13 protein-coding genes are annotated in these 15,665 nt (G+C 73.2%); 2 read left to right on the top strand and 11 right to left on the bottom strand.

All coding sequences use genetic code 11. From position 1 onward, the window contains the following. The first annotated feature begins 101 nt into the window (after window positions 1–101). Window positions 102–2,849 (top strand): NACHT domain-containing protein, encoded by a 2,748-nt coding sequence (locus tag DMB38_RS34860; RefSeq protein WP_125938535.1) that lies wholly within the window; start codon window positions 102–104, stop codon window positions 2,847–2,849. Here DMB38_RS34860 and DMB38_RS34855 read toward each other — a convergent pair. From DMB38_RS34855 to DMB38_RS34835, 5 genes are all read right to left on the bottom strand, one after another. Further along, window positions 2,842–3,885, bottom strand: coding sequence for a serine hydrolase domain-containing protein (locus DMB38_RS34855; RefSeq protein WP_125938534.1), 1,044 nt, complete (start codon window positions 3,883–3,885; stop codon window positions 2,842–2,844). The two genes, DMB38_RS34860 and DMB38_RS34855, sit on opposite strands and share 8 nt — an antisense overlap. Before the next feature lie 14 nt (window positions 3,886–3,899). Then, the gene (locus DMB38_RS34850) at window positions 3,900–4,820 is read right to left on the bottom strand and encodes a hypothetical protein (protein WP_125938533.1); all 921 of its coding nucleotides are present in this window, start codon (window positions 4,818–4,820) and stop codon (window positions 3,900–3,902) included. Continuing rightward, complete coding sequence (locus DMB38_RS34845; RefSeq protein WP_240662637.1) at window positions 4,817–5,578, bottom strand: hypothetical protein; 762 nt, start codon at window positions 5,576–5,578, stop codon at window positions 4,817–4,819. Before DMB38_RS34845 ends, DMB38_RS34850 begins: the two co-directional genes overlap by 4 nt. 62 nt (window positions 5,579–5,640) lie before the next feature. Next, complete coding sequence (locus DMB38_RS34840; protein ID WP_125938532.1) at window positions 5,641–5,835, bottom strand: hypothetical protein; 195 nt, start codon at window positions 5,833–5,835, stop codon at window positions 5,641–5,643. A 232-nt stretch (window positions 5,836–6,067) separates the two neighbouring features. After that, window positions 6,068–6,721: a class I SAM-dependent methyltransferase gene (locus DMB38_RS34835; protein WP_125938531.1), complete on the bottom strand. Its 654-nt coding sequence runs from the start codon at window positions 6,719–6,721 to the stop codon at window positions 6,068–6,070. Between the two features lie 414 nt (window positions 6,722–7,135). On the opposite strand from DMB38_RS34835, the gene DMB38_RS34830 reads away from it, so the two are divergent. Then, window positions 7,136–7,735, top strand: coding sequence for a VOC family protein (locus tag DMB38_RS34830; protein ID WP_125938530.1), 600 nt, complete (start codon window positions 7,136–7,138; stop codon window positions 7,733–7,735). A gap of 115 nt (window positions 7,736–7,850) precedes the next feature. On the opposite strand, the gene DMB38_RS34825 is transcribed toward DMB38_RS34830, so the two are convergent. The 6 genes from DMB38_RS34825 to DMB38_RS34800 form a co-directional block, all read right to left on the bottom strand. After that, window positions 7,851–8,939: an acyl-CoA dehydrogenase family protein gene (locus DMB38_RS34825; protein ID WP_125938529.1), complete on the bottom strand. Its 1,089-nt coding sequence runs from the start codon at window positions 8,937–8,939 to the stop codon at window positions 7,851–7,853. Then, a complete protein-coding gene (locus DMB38_RS34820; protein ID WP_125938528.1) occupies window positions 8,939–9,874 on the bottom strand; it encodes a VOC family protein in 936 nt (311 codons plus the stop codon). The genes DMB38_RS34825 and DMB38_RS34820 overlap by 1 nt, the downstream gene beginning before the upstream one ends. A 41-nt stretch (window positions 9,875–9,915) precedes the next feature. Beyond that, window positions 9,916–10,659 carry an enoyl-CoA hydratase/isomerase family protein gene (locus DMB38_RS34815; protein ID WP_125938527.1) on the bottom strand — a complete coding sequence of 248 codons (744 nt, stop codon included), beginning with the start codon at window positions 10,657–10,659 and terminating at the stop codon, window positions 9,916–9,918. 22 nt (window positions 10,660–10,681) lie between these two features. Beyond that, window positions 10,682–11,935: an acyl-CoA dehydrogenase family protein gene (locus DMB38_RS34810; protein ID WP_125938526.1), complete on the bottom strand. Its 1,254-nt coding sequence runs from the start codon at window positions 11,933–11,935 to the stop codon at window positions 10,682–10,684. Continuing rightward, window positions 11,932–13,521 carry an AMP-binding protein gene (locus DMB38_RS34805; protein WP_125938525.1) on the bottom strand — a complete coding sequence of 530 codons (1,590 nt, stop codon included), beginning with the start codon at window positions 13,519–13,521 and terminating at the stop codon, window positions 11,932–11,934. Before DMB38_RS34805 ends, DMB38_RS34810 begins: the two co-directional genes overlap by 4 nt. A gap of 282 nt (window positions 13,522–13,803) precedes the next feature. Next, complete coding sequence (locus DMB38_RS34800) at window positions 13,804–15,636, bottom strand: serine/threonine-protein kinase (protein ID WP_125939472.1); 1,833 nt, start codon at window positions 15,634–15,636, stop codon at window positions 13,804–13,806. Between the last annotated feature and the right edge of the window lie 29 nt (window positions 15,637–15,665).

Genomic DNA, 15,665 nt, shown 5'->3' with positions numbered 1-15,665 from the left:
GACCGTGCGGCCGGGAACGAAAATGGCCGGAGCGGCGTACGCGGGCGTGCGGAGCGTACGAAGATGAACACCGGTGTACGGGCCGCGGGGAGGGACCGGGAGTGCGGGCGGACGGCGGGGACGAGCGGGAGGTGCAGGCGGAACTGGCAAGGCGCTTACGGCTGTTGCGAGCCGAGCGGCGGCTGACGATGGGCGGTCTGGAGCGGCGTGCGGGGCTGGGGCACACGACGGTCAGCCGCGCGCTGAACGGCTCGGCGCTGCCGAGCGAGACCACGCTGGTGGAGCTGGCACGGGCGCTCGGCGCGGACGCGGGCGAACTGCTGGAGCTCCGCGCCGGAGCGCTGCCGCCCAGGGCGAGGGCGGCTCCCCCGGGCGGCGCGGCGGCGTTCTTCGAGGAGCGCTACCGCCGCTACGTCGCCGGACGCCACGGCACGCTCTCGGTGATCGGCCTGGACCTGTCGCGCCCCGACCGGGCCCGCTGGCCCCTGGACGCCGCCTACCTCAGCCTCGAACTCGCCACCCCCCTGCACGCCGCCTTCACCGACGGCGGCGCCATGGCCGCGGGCCCCGGCCACCGCACCGAGGTCCGGGTGGAGCGCGCCGAGCAGGCGCTGGCGGGGCTGCGGCGGGTACTGGTCCGGGGCCTGGCCGGCTGCGGCAAGACGGCGCTGCTGCAGTGGCTGGCGGTGTCGACCGCGGGCGGCGCGCTGCCGGCGGGTCTCGGCCAGCTCAGCGAGGGCGTGCCGTTCTGGCTGCCGCTGCGCACGCTCGTACGCCGCGGCGAACTTCCGGCTCCGGAGGAGTACTTGGCCGCGGTCCGCTGCCCGCTGGCGGCGGCGCAGCCGCCCGGCTGGGCGGACGGACTGCTGACGGCGGGGCGCGCGGTGCTGCTGATCGACGGCCTGGACGAGGTCCCGCAGGCGCAGCGGCAGGGGGCCCGCCAGTGGCTGTACGAGCTGCTGGCCGCGTACCCCCGCGCGACGTACGTGGTCACCACCCGGCCGTCCGCGGTGCCGGAAGGCTGGCTGGCCGACAGCGACTTCACCGACCTGACGATCCGGCCGATGAGCAACCGGGACGTGGCGGTCTTCATCGACCGCTGGCACCACGCGGTCACCGCCACCGCGGGCAGCGACGCGGAACGCGCCGACATCGCCGGCCTGCGCGAGAACCTCAAGGACACCGTACGCGCCCAGCGGGACCTGGCCCGTCTGGTGACCACCCCGCTGCTGTGCGCGCTGGTGTGCGCCCTGCACCGCGACCGCCGCGGGCACCTGCCGCACGGCCGGATGGAGCTGTACCAGGCCGCGCTGTCGATGCTGCTGCACCGCCGCGACGACGAACGCGACATCACGGCGCCGGAGGAGGTGGTGCTGAGCGAGCAGCAGAGCATCCAGTTGCTCCAGCGGCTCGCGTACTGGCTGATCCGCAACGGCCAGACGGAACTCGACCGCGACCTGGCCACCGAGCTGATCGCCGACGCCCTCCCCACGATGCCCGCCGTCGCGGAACAGGCGGACGCCGGGAAGGTCCTGGCCCACCTGCTGGCCCGCTGCGGCCTGCTGCGCACCCCGGCCGCGGACACCGTCGACTTCGTCCACCGCACGTTCCAGGACTACCTGGGCGCGAAGGCGGCGATCGAGGCCCGCGACATCCCCCTCCTGGTCCGCCACGCGCACGACGACCAGTGGGAAGACGTCCTCCGCATGGCCACGGCCCACGCCCGCCCGGACGAACGCGCCCGCCTCCTCAAGCGCCTGGTCACCCGCGGCGACCGGACACCGACGTACCGCACGCGCCTGCACCTGCTGGCGACGGCCTGCCTGGAGAACGCGACGGAACTGGCCCCGGAGATACGCGAGGAGGTCGAGAGCCGCACCCGGGCACTGCTGCCGCCACGGGATACGGAGGAGGCGGAGATCCTGGCCGCCGCGGGCCCGATGGTGCTGGACCTGCTGGATGGCCCCGAGGGTCTGGAGGACGACGAGGCCGAGGCCGTGGTGAACACGGCAGCACGTATCGGCGGTGACGCCGCGCTGGCGGTCTTGAAGCGGTTCCGCACCTGCACCCGCGGAGGAGTGTCCGGTGCACTGCAGAACGCCTGGGATCATTTCGATGTCGAGGACTACGCACGCGACGTCCTCGCCCACGTTCCTGAACTCTCCAACGTCTACGTGCAGTCACCCGAGAAGCTCGCCGCCCTGAGCGCACTGCGCACATGCGAGAATCTCACCGACCTCACCCCGCTGGCGGACAGCCAAGTCACCGATCTGGATCTCTCCGCCTGCCATCCCGATGTCTTCGCCGGACTACCCTCCCTGCACCGGCTGACGGCTCTCAGGCTTGACGCGCAGGTGCCTTACCCGGACCTGGGCGCACTTCCCGTCGAGGCCGACCTCTCTTCCCTCCTCCTCGGTCCGACAGCGGCCCCTCACCTCCGGCTGGACGGCATCGAGCGCTGGCCGCGCCTCTCCCACCTCAACCTCTGCTGCCCCGTCGAGGGCGTCGCCCGGGTGGCCGAGCTGCCTCTGCTCGAGAGCCTTGGGCTCCAACTCGACGCCGACCTGAGGATGCTGGCGCTCCTGCCGCCGTCTCCACAGGTCCGCCAGCTCCACGTCTACTCGCAGCCCGGCGACATCGATCTGTCCCGGGTGCCCGTGGCACTTCCCGGACTCACGACCCTCATCGTCTCGTGCCAGCGCAATCACCGGGAAGTCGATCTCACGCCCATGCGGAACATGGCCGACCTGACCAAGATCGTGATCCAGAAGGCCACCACCGTCCGGGGCGTCGAGCACTTCCCCGAAGGCACCGTCACCCGCTATCCCCGCCCCCGCGGCCTCACTTAGCCTCACCCAGCGCCAGCGCCCGCAGCAGCAGGTACGACGACTGGACAAACCTACTTCTCAGCGTGACCCCCGAGTTGGTCAAGGCCACCACGCACACCTCCCGTTCCGGGCTCAGGCCCGTGAACGCCGTGCAGCCGCGGGTCGCGCCGCTGTGGAAGTACAGCGTCGCCCCCGACAGGGTGCGGACGCTCCACGCCAGGCCCGACTTCTCCTCGTCTCCCGCCGGCAGTTCACGGATCCGTACCGCCTCCGCCAGCGGAATCCGCAGCGGCTGGGGCGTGTCCGAGTCCTCCGGGTGGAGGTGTGCCCGGAGGAAGCGGATCAGGTCGTGGGCGCTGGAGCGCACCGCCCCCGCGCCGGGGAGGGCGGGGATGACCCAGGGCGGGCGGCGGCGGCCGTGCCAGTAGCCGACGGCGTACGCGGGGTCCGGGGCGGCCGGGGCCGCGGTGCCGGTGTCGGTGAGGTCCAGCGGGTCGAGGACGCGCTCGCGGAGCATCGATCCGTAGTCCGTCCCCGCCCCGTCGGCCAGCAGCCTGCCGAGCAGGCCGACGCCGAGGTTGGAGTAGCGCATGAGGGTCCCGGGCGGGTGATGCACGACGGCGCGGCCGAGCGCGGGCAGCAGCATCTCGGGGGTGAACGACCGGTACGGGTTGGCGAACCAGGACGGCAGCCCGTTGAGCAGCAGCCCGGGCGGGAGCCGGGGCAGGCCGGAGGTGTGGGTCGCCAGGTGCTCGTAGGTGATGGCCCGGCCGTGGCCGCGCGGGAGGGCGGCGTACGGGAGCCGTTCCGCGATCCGGCCCGTGAGGCTGACCTCGCCGCGCGCCGCGGTGTCGGCGAGCAGCAGCCCGGTGAAGGTCTTGGTCACCGAGCCGACTTCGAAGCGCGTGCGGTCGGTGACCGAGGCGGTGCCCTTGCGGTCGACGCCGCCGCGGCACAGCGCGCGGTACGTGCCGCCCGCGAAGACCGCGACGACGACCGCCGCCCGCGGTTCGGCGGCGGCGGCCACCGCTTTGAGGGGCTGGTCGCGGAGGTTCACGTCGCCGCCGCCGGCTAGGCGCCCAGGCGCGAGAGCACGAGAGATCCGGCGACCGCGGCGACCGCGGCGGTGTGGTAGTGGTCCTCGAACCTCCGGTCCTCGTCGTCCGTGCCGGTCCTGCCGTCGCGCGGGAGCAGCCCGTCGTCGTGCTGCACGGCGGCCAGCCGCCGCCAGGCGGCCGGTTCGAAGGACGGCTCGGGCATGCAGGCGTCGACGATGAGGAGTTCGGCGACGAGGTCCCACTCCTCGATCTCCAGCCACACGTCCGTCCACACCGGCAGCCAGGTCGCCAGATAGTCGCGCAGGCGGGGCGGCAGGGCCTGCGGTTGCGCGCCCCAGTCGGTGAGATGGAAGACGGTGTGGGTCACGTGGTACGCCGTCATCCAGTCCATGGTCCACGGCTCGGGTGTCGCCCCGAGCCAGGTGGCCGCGGTGCGCGCGGGCCAGTCGGTGCGGTCGGCGACCCCGATGATCCGGGTCGCGTTGGCCACCGCCATGCGGCGGTTGGGCACGTGCTCGTACTCGCGGAAGGACGTGAGGGAGGTCAGGTGGGCGAGCAGTTCCTGGAGCGGCTCGTGCCGGTAGCCGGCGCGGTGGAAGTGGACGTACGTCTCCAGCGGGTCGGTCATGGCGGGGAACCGCAACTGCCGCTCGTAGAGCAGGTCGCCGCCGCGGAGCTGGTCCCAGGCGAAGTCGAGCAGTTCCGCGGCCGCGTCGCGCCCGTCGGCGGGGAGTGCGTCGTCCCGTACGACCAGGGATCCGGCCAGTGCCAGCTCGGCCAGGGGCTTGTAGACGCTGTCGGGCTCGGCCAGTTCGGCCGTCGCGCCGTCGGCGAACGTGCCCCGTGCACGGTTGCGGTGCAGCCAGCCCAGGGCACCGGTGCCCAGGCGCAGCGCCGCGGTACGTACCGGATCCACCGGTACGGGGGCGGTCATCGCGGGCCCCCTTCGGCCGCGGCCAGGAGTCTTCCGGCGATAGCGAGGTCGAGCGCCGTACGGGCGTTGGGGGCGCCCCACAGGCGCAGGTGTTCCAGCGCCGTCGGGACGTCGAGGGCCGGCGAGGCGCCGCGGCTGCGGGCCAGGGCGAGCCAGCGTACGAGCCGGGCCGCGGTGGGGTGGTCGCGGCGCATCAGGGAGCGGACGGCGCCCTGGCTGAGCGCCCGGACGTGCAGACAGGCCCGCTGCTGGTAGGGCCCGTCCACCTCCGGAAGCGCCAGCGGGGCGAGCCGCGCCATGCGCTGCGACCGCTCCTGCCACGTCAGCTCGGTGTCCTCGGCGTCCTCGACGACTCCGGCGATCTCCACCACCTCGGCGATCGCGGCGCGCTCGGTGTCCTCCTCCGCGTACGGAACCGCCGCCCGGGTCCCGGCCGCGCCGCGGGCGAGCAGCGCGGCCGTGGTGCGGTCGCGCCAGCGCGCCTCGGTGCTGTCCCCGGGGCGGGGCGGGAAGACCCGCAGGGCGGAGCCCAGGATCTCCCGGTCGGGCTGCGGCAGCGGCTGGCGGCAGAAGAGTGCCGGCGCGAACAGGTCGGGTCCCAGGACGCGCACGGCGGCAAGCGCGGTGGTGTCTGCCGGCCGGTCCGCGTCGGACACGGCCGGCAGCGGAACCTGGGTGCCCCGGAGGGCACCCAGGACGCGCCCAGCCAACTGCTCCACCGCTTGGGCGTACTCGGCCCCCAGTGCGGCATTCGACATCGGGCGCTCACCTTCTGCTGTCGGTCACGGACGTGGTCGTTCGAGTTCGGGTCCGCGGACCGTTACGAGGGGCGCGACTCCTTCGGGGCCCTCGGGGACAGGAGCGCGAGGAGCAGCAGGACGCCGGTGCCCTGCGGGGTGTACACGGGCGCGTCGCTGAACGGGGCCTCCGGCTCGTCGACCAGCGCCGTGAGCGCGGCCCGCTCGGCCACGCCGGCCCGGACGGGGGAGAGAGCCGGGGTCGTCTGTACGGACATCTTGCCTCCAAGAGTCGTCCCCTCGCGGATTGCGACGGGAGGGAGTGACTGCGCCGCGCCAGTGACGAGCGCGACGGGTGCGGCCGGTGGTCACCCATCCGGCTCACTGCACCAACGTCGATGTCCCCTCCCCGCCCGCCACTTAGATCCCAGGAGGATGGAGACCACACGATGGGTGCTCTCGGAAGCACTGAGGTTTAGCAGGCCGAACGGGCCGCCTCCGGCGGCCCGTTCACACCCTGCCTATCAGGACGTAACGCTCGTCGGCGACCGGCCCGCCCCACAACTGCTCGTCGGCGCCGAGGTCTTCGACCCGGACGTCGGCCACCAGCGGCCGCACCGCCCCGGCCAGCGCTTCCGCCCCGACGCCGCCGCTCCAGGGCAGCGCTCCCGTACCCGGCCCGTACGGCTCGGCGGCCGGCTCCGCGCCGCCCCAGCGCCCCTCGACCAGCACGAGCACCCCGCCGGGGCGGAGCCGCGCCACCCACTCCCGCAGCGCGGCCCCGGGCTCCGGCAGGGTCCACACCAGATGCCGGGAGAGCACGGCGTCGAACCTCTCGTCCCCGGTCGGCGGAACCGAGGCGTCCGCCACGAGGAGCCGGGCCCGCAGCCCCGCCGCCGCCACCTTGGCCCGCGCCTGGCCGACCATCCGCGGCGCCAGGTCCACACCGGTGACCCGGTGCCCGGCGGCGGCCAGCAGACAGGTCAGCGAGCCGGTCCCGCAGCCGACGTCGAGCACGTCGGCCGCCGGGCGCGGCATCCACGCGTCCAGCCGGGCCGCCCAGGCGGCCCGCGTGGACTCGTCCCGCAGCCCGTGATCGGCCTCGTCGTCGAAAGTGCCTGCCTGACCGTCCCAGTAGGCGCCGATGGCGCCGGAGTGCGTCATACCCGGATCGTCGCACCCGCCACTGACATCGCCGCCGGGCTGCGCGCACCGGCGCACGACAGGCTCACCCAACGGCGCACCCGCACCCCGGACCGGCCCCGCCCCCCGTCTCCCGGTCGCCCGCGGGCGGGGGCCCCAGGGGGTGGCGCGCCCTCCTCCGCCGTTCCCCCAAGATCGCCGAAGGACGGGGCGTGCTCGCCGGACACTCCTTCCGCGGCTCCGTCACAGGCCAAGCCGCCACCGGAAAACCCCAGGTCAGGGCAGTGATGTGCGGGCGGCGTGCGCCGCGGACAGCGACGGGAGCGGGACGTCGCGTCGCAGCGGGCTCCGCGGCCTGGAAGAACATCCCCTTCTGGGCCGTTATAGCCACTCAGGACCACGGTGTCCGAGGCCGTCGGGAAGGAAGCGCAGATCATGGACATGAGACTCGAAGTCGTCGTCATACCCGTCGCCGACGTCGACCGGGCCAAGGACTTCTACCTCGCGCTGGGGTGGCGCCTCGACGCCGACGTCACCACGGACGGGCACTTCCGGGTCGTGCAGGTGACCCCGCCGGGTTCGTCCGCTTCCGTCGTCTTCGGCACCTCCGTGACGTCCCTGGCGCCGGGCTCGGCGCAGGGCCTGCACCTGGTCGTCGACGACATCGACGCCGCGTACGTGGAGCTCACGCGTCTCGGTGCGGCGCCGAGCGAGGTCTTCCACCACACCGCCACCGACGCCGGGGCCCCCGGGCCGGATCCGGGGCGCCGCGGCTACGGCTCGTTCCTCTCGTTCAGCGACCCGGACGGCAACGGCTGGGTCGTCATGGAGATCACCACGGGCCTCCCCGGACGCGAGGGCTCCGCGGCCGGCGACGCGGATAAGGAGCGGAGATCCGAGCGCTACGGGCACCTCCCCCCGCGTATCGCGCTGGACGACACGATCGCCACCCAGCCGGCCACGCCGAGGCACGACCCCGACAGCGGGCGCGACCGTGACCGCGACTTCCTCCTGCACTACGCCGCCGGAGACTGACCCCGACCCGCCGGGCCGCCGCGGCCGCGCCATCGCGCACCGGCGCTGCGTCCCTCAGGGCGAAAGCCGCACACCCCGTCGCCCGCACCGGGCGGGCGACGGGCGCCGGTACGGCTCAGGCGGGCCAGCCCAGGTGGTCCGCCACCCGGTCCCAGTGGTGGTCGGCATCGCCGAAGGCCAGCGCCCACGCCGCCATCTGGCCGGAGAAGAAGTGCAGGTCGTGCTCGTGCGTGAAGCCGATCGCGCCGTGCACCTGGTGGCCCGTGTCGCAGACCCGCCGGCACGCCTCGCTCACCCACGCCTTGGCCATCGACACCTCCGCCGCGGCATCCAGCCCCTCCGAGAGCCGCCAGATCGCCTCGTACGCCATGAAGCGCGAACTCAGCACGTCGATGGCCATGTTCGCGCAGTGGTGCTGGACCGCCTGGAAGGAGCCGATGGGCCGGCCGAACTGCTCCCGCTCCGCGGCGTAGGCGACCGTCAGGTCGAGGACCCGCTGGGCCGCGCCGACCATCGCGGCGCAGGTGGCGGCGGCGCCGTACGCGTCGATCGCCTCGGCGACCTCGCGGCCGGCGGGCAGGGCACGGTCCCGGGGCACCCTCACCCCGTCGAAGCGGACCCGGCACGGCCGGTCGGCGCCGACGGCGTCGAGCGGCTCGCGGACGACGCCGGGCGCCGAGGCGTCCACCAGCAGCGCGGGCCCGTCGCCGGGCACGACGAGCAGGTCCTCCGCGGCGTACGCGTACGGCACGAACTGCGCCGTGCCGTCGAGCACGAAGCCGTCGTCCGACCCGACCGCGGTGATCTCGCCGCCCGTGCCGTCCCAGCGGCCCGGCACGGCGCTCATGATCCGGCCGCGGGCGATCTCCCCGAGCCACCGCGCCTGCTGCGCCTCCGTGCCGAACCGGGCGAGGGGCAGCCCGCAGCACGCCGCCGTGGCCAGGAACGGGCTCGGCACCAGGGCGTGCCCCATCTCCTCCACGACCAGGCACAGCTCCAGGAACCCGGTGCCGACTCCGCCGTGGGCCTCCGGCAGCGCCAGCCCCGTCCAGCCGAGCCCGACCATCTCCTTCCACAGCGCGGCGGAGTAGCCGGCGGGCTCGCCGGCCACCGCCCGCGCCCCGGCGCTCGCGCTCCGCGACTCCAGCAGCCCGCGGGCGGTGTCCTTGATCAGCTCCTGGTCCTCGGTGAGCGTCAGGTCCATCAGTCCACCGGCGGGATCTTGTCGGACCGCACCCACACGCCGGGCCGCTCCTCCCAGAAGAGCTGCACGAGCACGCCGCCGGTGTGCTTCGGGTGGATGAACGTGTCGCGCCAGGCGGCGCCGTCGGTGCTGCCCTCGTTCTCGCCGAACGTCGGCACGCCGTGGTGCGCGCAGGCCGCCGCCGCCCGGTCCCAGTCGGCGACCTCGAACGTCACGTGGTGCGCGGCGGCGCCGTTGCGGTCCCAGAACCGCTCGATGAACGAGTCCTCGCCGCGCGGCATGATGACCTCCCAGCAGATCGTCGATCCGGGGATGTTCAGCACGAGGTCCGCCATGTCCGGGTGCTCGTCCTCGGGCGTCCGCCAGACCTGTACGAAGCCGGCGAGCCGCTCGTACCAGCGGGCCAGCTCGTCGCGGTCGGGGAACGCCTGGCACACGTGGTCGAGGGCGACGATGCCGAGGGAGGGCGCGTCCGCGGGCTCGGCGGTCACCGGTACGGCGGGACCGTCGCCGCACAGGGTGCGGCCGCCGGGGCCGCGCAGCCGGAAGAGCACGCCGGGGCCGCGCTCGGGCGGCGACAGCGACGCCTCCAGCCAGCCGCCGTCCCCGCCTGCCACCGGCTTGACTCCGAGCGCCTCCAGCTCGGCGCGTACCGCGGCGAGGTCGGGGACCTCCGCGGCGACGTGGTGGAGTCCCGGGCGGCCGCCCTGGCCGTCGAGGAACTCCTGGACCGCGGACCGCTCGCCGGCCGGCGCCAGCACCTCCCAGGTGTGCCCCGGGTTCCCGGGCAGCTCCAGCCGTACGCCGCGGCAGCCCTCTTCGGAGTTCTCCCAGCTCCGCGTGGAGCGGAACCCGAACAGGCCCTCCAGGAGCGCCACCTGCGGCTCCAGCTCCGGTGCGACCTGGCCGATGTGGTCGATCCGGTAAATCCGCACAGATCCTCCTCGCTCGTTTCCACTCCCGGGCCCGGCACCGCTCAGCTCGGGTGCGGTTCGATCCAGTCGTACTCGTTGGTGACCAGTTCCTTCACGAGCCGCAGGTTGTACCGGTTCATCGCCGCGATCCGCTCGGCCAGTTCACCGACCCGCTTGTCGAACTCGTCCGCCGGATACACGTCGTTGACCAGGCCGATCCGCTGCGCCCGCGCGGCGTCGAGCCGGACGCCGGTGAAGAGCAGTTCCTTGGCCATGGCCTTGCCGACCCGGCGCGGGAGCCGCTTGACGCCGCCCCAGCCGGGCGCGGACCCGCCGAACTCCGGCTGGTCGGGGTCGCCGTCCTCGGTCATCTTCGGCCGGTACGGCGGGCGGGCGGAGAGCGTGATCTCGACCAGGCCCATCTTCGCGTCGTCGGAGGCGACGATGAAGTCGGCGGCCAGCGCCAGCTCCAGCCCGCCGCCGACGGCGTAGCCGTGCACGGCCGCGACGACCGGCACGGACAGCCGCTCCATCATCGCGAACGTCTTCTCGCCGAGCCGCCCCTGCTCCACCCGCTCCTGCTTGGTGAGCTGCTCGGACCAGCCGAGGTCCATGCCCGCGCAGAACGCCCGCTCGCCGGCCCCCCGCAGCACCACCACGCAGACGTCCTCGTCATCGTCCACCTCGGTGAAGAACCGGCGGAGTTCGCGCATCGTCGTCGGGGTGAGCGCGTTGAGCTTCTCGGGCCGGTTCAGGGTCAGCCAGGCGACCCGCTCCTCGATCTTCAGGTCGAGGGTCTCGTACATGGAGAGGACTCCTCCTTGGTCGTTATCGGCTGCGAGGCAGGTTCAGGCCCCGGGTGGCGATGACGTCGCGCTGGATCTCCGACGCGCCGCCGAGGAAGGTGGACGCGACGGAGTCGCGCGACATGTGGGTGAAGACGCCGCCGAGCGGGGCGTCGCGGCGCTGCCAGAGCTGGGCGGACCGGCCGAAGGCCGCGGCGCCGGTACGGGCCAGGCGCTGGTGCAGCTCCGCGCCGAAGAGCTGGTTGACCGACGCCTCGTAGCCGGGCACCCCGCCGGCCGCCTGCTTGGACACGGTGTAGCGGGCGAGGTTGTACTGCACCCGGATCTCGGTGTGGCGGCGGGCGATCTCCCGGCGCAGCGCGGCCCCGGCGTCGGCCCTGAGGAACGCGCGGCCCTCGTCGGAGCCGACGTAGCCGACGAGCTCCGACAGCGCCTGCTCGTACTTGATAGTGGCGCCGATGCCGGCCCGTTCGAAGCTCAGCGCGGTCATCGCGACGTACCAGCCGCGGTTCTCCTCGCCGACCCGGTCGGCCGCCGGCACCCGGACGTCCTCGAAGAAGATCTCGCAGAACGGCGTCGCCCCGCGGATGTCGGTGATCGGGCGGATGGTCACCCCGGGAGCGGCCGCGTCGATCAGCAGGAACGTGATGCCGCGGTGCGGCTTCGCCGCCTCCGGATCGGTGCGTACGAGCACGAACAGCCAGTCCGCGTACTGCCCGAGCGAAGTCCACACCTTCTGCCCGTTCACCGTGTACGTGCCGGTGGCCTCGTCGCCCTCGCGGACCGCGCGGGTGCGCAGCGAGGCGAGGTCGGAGCCGGAGCCCGGCTCCGAGAAGCCCTGCGCCCAGGTCACCTCGCCGCGGGCGATCGGCGGCAGGTGCGCGGCGCGCTGCGCGGCGGTGCCGTGCTCCAGGAGCGTCGGTCCGAGCAGGAAGGCGCCGATCCCGTTCACGGTGGGGACGCGGGCGCGCATCATCTCCTCCTGGAGGACGAACTCCTCCAGCGCCGGCAGGCCCGCCCCGCCGTACTCGGCCGGCCAGTGCGGCGCTATCCAGCCGCGCTCGGCGAGGGCCGCCGCCCACGCGCGGGCCCCGTCGCGCCGCGCCGGGTCGTCGGAGAGCCGGTCGACCGGCCAGTTGTAGCCCCAGACGTCCTCGGGTTCGAGGCTCTGCTCGGCCTCGGGGTCCGGCACGTAGTCCGGCGGGAAGCGGTCGCGTACGAAGGCGCGCACCTCTTCCCGGAAGGCCGCCTGCTCCGGGGTGTCCGCCCAGTTCACGGCGTTTCCTCCCGGTCCCAGGTGCCGGGGGTGAGGCCGTGGTCGCCCTCGGCCCGCAGCCGGTACTTGGCGACCTTGTCGGTGGGCGTACGCGGCAGCGCGTCGATGAACTCGATGTAGCGCGGGACCATCGAGCGCGGCAGCCGCTCCGCGCAGAACGCCACCAGTTCCGCGGGCTCCAGCGCCGCTCCCGGCTGCAGCACGACCGCCAGCTTGACGTCCTCGTCGCCCAGCTCGGAGGGCACGCCGATGGCGGCCGACTCCAGGATCGACGGGTGCAGGTTGACCTCGCACTCCAGGTCGAAGGCCGAGATGTTCTCGCCGCGGCGCCGGATGGCGTCCTTCATCCGGTCGAGGAAGTAGAAGTAGCCGTCGGCGTCGCGCCACACGCGGTCCCCGGTGTGGAACCACATGTTGCGGAAGCAGTCGGCGGTGGCCTCGGGGGCGCCGTAGTACCCGGTGGTGATGACGAACGGCTGCCTGGGCCGCACGACCAGCTCGCCGGGCTCGTCCGCCCCGACCTCGCGGTCCCACTCGTCGACCACCGCCACCTCGAACCGCTCCTCGTGGGCCTGCCCGCACGAGCCGAGCCGCCACTCGCCGTACGGGCTGGCGGTGGCGATCCCGACCTCCGTGCTGGTGTACGTCTCCACCGAGCGGACGCCGAAACGTTCCCACAGCGGCTCGTCGAGGCTCGACTTGCCCATGTAGAAGGTCTGAAGCGGGTGTTCCTTGTCGCGCTCGGTGCGCGGCTGGTTGAGCAGGATCGGGATCATCGAGAAGACACTCATGGCGACCTGTGCGTCGAACATGCGCACGTCGTCCCAGAAGCGCGAGGCGCTGAAGCGCTCGACGATGGCGATGGCCCCGCCGGCGAGGAGCGCCGACATCACGCCGTCCCAGAGCCCGGCGGCGTGGAACAGGGGCAGCGGGCAGTACGTCGTCTTGCCCCAGCGGTCGAGGAAGTCGAGCGAGTCCAGCGCGCAGGTCAGCGCCAGGGCGTGCGGGACCATGGCGCCCTTGGAGGGACCCGTGGTGCCCGAGGTGTACATGATCGCCTGGAGGTCGCCGAAGCCGACGTCGACGCGCGGTGCCTCCACGCCGTTGGTCAGCAGGCTGGACAGCGTCGCGGCGGGCTTGCCGAGCGCGCCGAGCCGGACGTCGGACGCGCCTTCCGTCCGTACGATGAGGCGGCCCAGGTCGGGCAGGTGCCGGGCCACCTCCGGGAGTCTGTCGGCGTACGGCGCGTCGATGATCAGCGCCGAGGCGTCGGAGGAGTGCAGGACGTGCCGGAGCAGTTCGCCGCGGTAGCCGACGTTGATCGGCACGGCGACGGCGCCCAGCCGGGCCAGCGCGAAGATCACGTGGATGAAGTCGGCGCAGTTGGGGAGCATCACGCCGACGTGGTCGCCCCGGTCGATGCCCGCGGTGGCCAGTCCCTGGGCCACGCGGTCGGCCATCGAGTCGACCTCGCCGTAAGTGACCTCGCCCTCGCGGAATTTGAGGAAGGTCTCTGTCCGATGGGTTTCGGCCCGCTCTCGGAGTACGTCACCGAGGACGAGGCTCGCCAGCGCTTCGTTCCGCATTCGAACCTCTTGCTTCGCTTTTGGGCGGCACTGATTCGCTTGCGACGGTGGAACCGATATTGACTATCAAGGTCGTTGGTATCGGACCACGAAAGAATGCGCCTCGCAAGGGTGCTTGACGCCGCCCCGCGGGCGCCCGGACCGGCCCGGCAGCCAACTCGGCCTGTATCGCGGCGTGTTGGGGCAAGGCGTGGATGCGTCGGCTCTTTGCGGCAGACAGCGGCGCCCGGCGCGGAGTACGCGCCGGGCGCCGCTGTCTACGGACTCCGTGCCGGAAGGTGCCTAGTCCTCCGTGGTGGGTTCCTCCGCGTTGCGCCAGATCGTCAGGTCGAAGGTGACGTACGACGCGTCACCCGACTCCCGCTTGCCGCGGTACGTCGCCACCGCGATATGGCCCGCGTCGCTGAGCACGCAGAACTGCGAGCCGTCGCCGACCTGGTCGAGGGTGATCTTCTCCGTGAAGCGGGTCTCCGCGCGGCAGGTCTCCAGGGAGCCCTTCTCCGAGTTGTTCAGCAGGATGAACTTCCCGTTGTCGGTGCCGATCCAGGAGTCCGAGAAGAGGGTGTCGACGTAGTAGTACAAGTCCTTGCCGCTGTAGGCCACGTCGCCTTCCTCCGGCCGCGGAGGGTTGTCGGCGAGGTTGAGGGCGTAGTTCTGCGTCACGTCGACGCCCTCGTACGTGACCGGCTCCGGGTCGACCGGCTTCTTCTCCGCGTCCGAGGCCGCCCCCTCACCCGAACCGTGCGAGCCGCCGCCGGTGCTGCTGCTCGCGGGCGGCTTGCTCTCGTTCTCCTTGCCGGAGTCGTCCGGCAGGAACGAGCCGATGATCCCGAGGACCACGAGCACCCCCACCACCGAGGCGGCGACGATCAGCCCGGTCCGCTTCTTCTTGGGCGGCGGCGGGGCCGCGTAGGGCGGACGGGCACCCGGCGGCGGGGTGCGGTAGCCGGGAGGGGGCGTGCGGTAGCCGGGCGGGGGCTGCATCGGGTGCCCGGGCGGCGGCGGCGCTCCGGGGACACCCGGTGCGCTCTGCGTCGGCGCGGCGGCGGTCGGGGAGAACGCGGCCTGCGGGTGCGGGGTCATCTGGCCCGGCGCCGGTGCCGGATGCTGCGGTGCGAACTCGGTCGGCGGGTGCTGCGGCGCGGCCTGTGTGGGGGTCGGCGCGGCGGTCGGCTGGGGCGGCGGGGTCTTCGCCGGTTCCGGCAGCCGCAGCCGCTCGGTGATCGAGCCGACGACCGCCTGGGGCAGCCAGTCCTCGCCCTGCCGCAGCGGTTCCGGCGAGATCTCGTGGCACTGCTCGATGATCTCCGTCAGGCTGGGCCTGTCGTCGGGGTCGCGGGTCAGACAGCGCGTCACCAGGGGCAGCAACTCCGCGGGCACCCGGCTGAGATCGGGGTCCTCATGCACGATCCGGTAGAGCACCGCGTGCGAGGGCCCTTCGCCGTACGCGGGTGAGCCGATCGCCGCGTAGGCCGCGATCTGGCCGAGGGCGAAGATGTCCGTCGCCTTGCTGACCGTCCCCGCCGCCGCCTGCTCCGGCGCCATGAACGACGGGGTGCCCACGCTCACTCCGGTGCCGGTCAGCGCGGTGGTCTCGGCGGCGCGCGCGATGCCGAAGTCGATCACGCGCGGACCGTCCGAGGCAAGCAGCACGTTGGCGGGCTTGAGGTCGCGGTGGACGATGCCCGCGCCGTGGATGACGTGCAGCGCCTCGGCGACGCCGACGGACAGCAGCAGCACGCTGCGCAGCGGCAGCGCGCCGTGCTGCGCCACGGCGTGCGCGAGGGAGGGGCCCGGTACGTACGCCGTGGCCAGCCAGGGCTGGGCGCCCTCGGTGTCGGAGTCGATGACCGGCGCGGTGTACAAGCCCTGTACCCGCTGGGCGGACTGGACCTCCCGCTGGAAGCGCCGCCGGAACTCGGGGTCCTCACTGAACTCGGGGCGGATCACCTTGATCGCGATGGGCCGGCCGCCGGGTGTGTAGGAGAGGTACACCTTGCCCATCCCGCCCGTGCCGAGCACGGCGGCGAGCCGGTAACCGCCGACGACGGCCGGGTCGCTCTGCTCGAGCGGCCGGAAAAGGTTCGCCGAAGGTCCACTGGTCATGGTGATCATCCCCTGTTCACGGCAGTCGAACTCCTGCC

Source organism: Streptomyces sp. WAC 06738 (genome assembly GCF_003945505.1).
GTDB lineage: Bacteria > Actinomycetota > Actinomycetes > Streptomycetales > Streptomycetaceae > Streptomyces.
The sequence above is the reverse complement of the archived record's forward strand: the minus strand, read 5'-3'. Positions and strand labels throughout refer to the sequence as shown.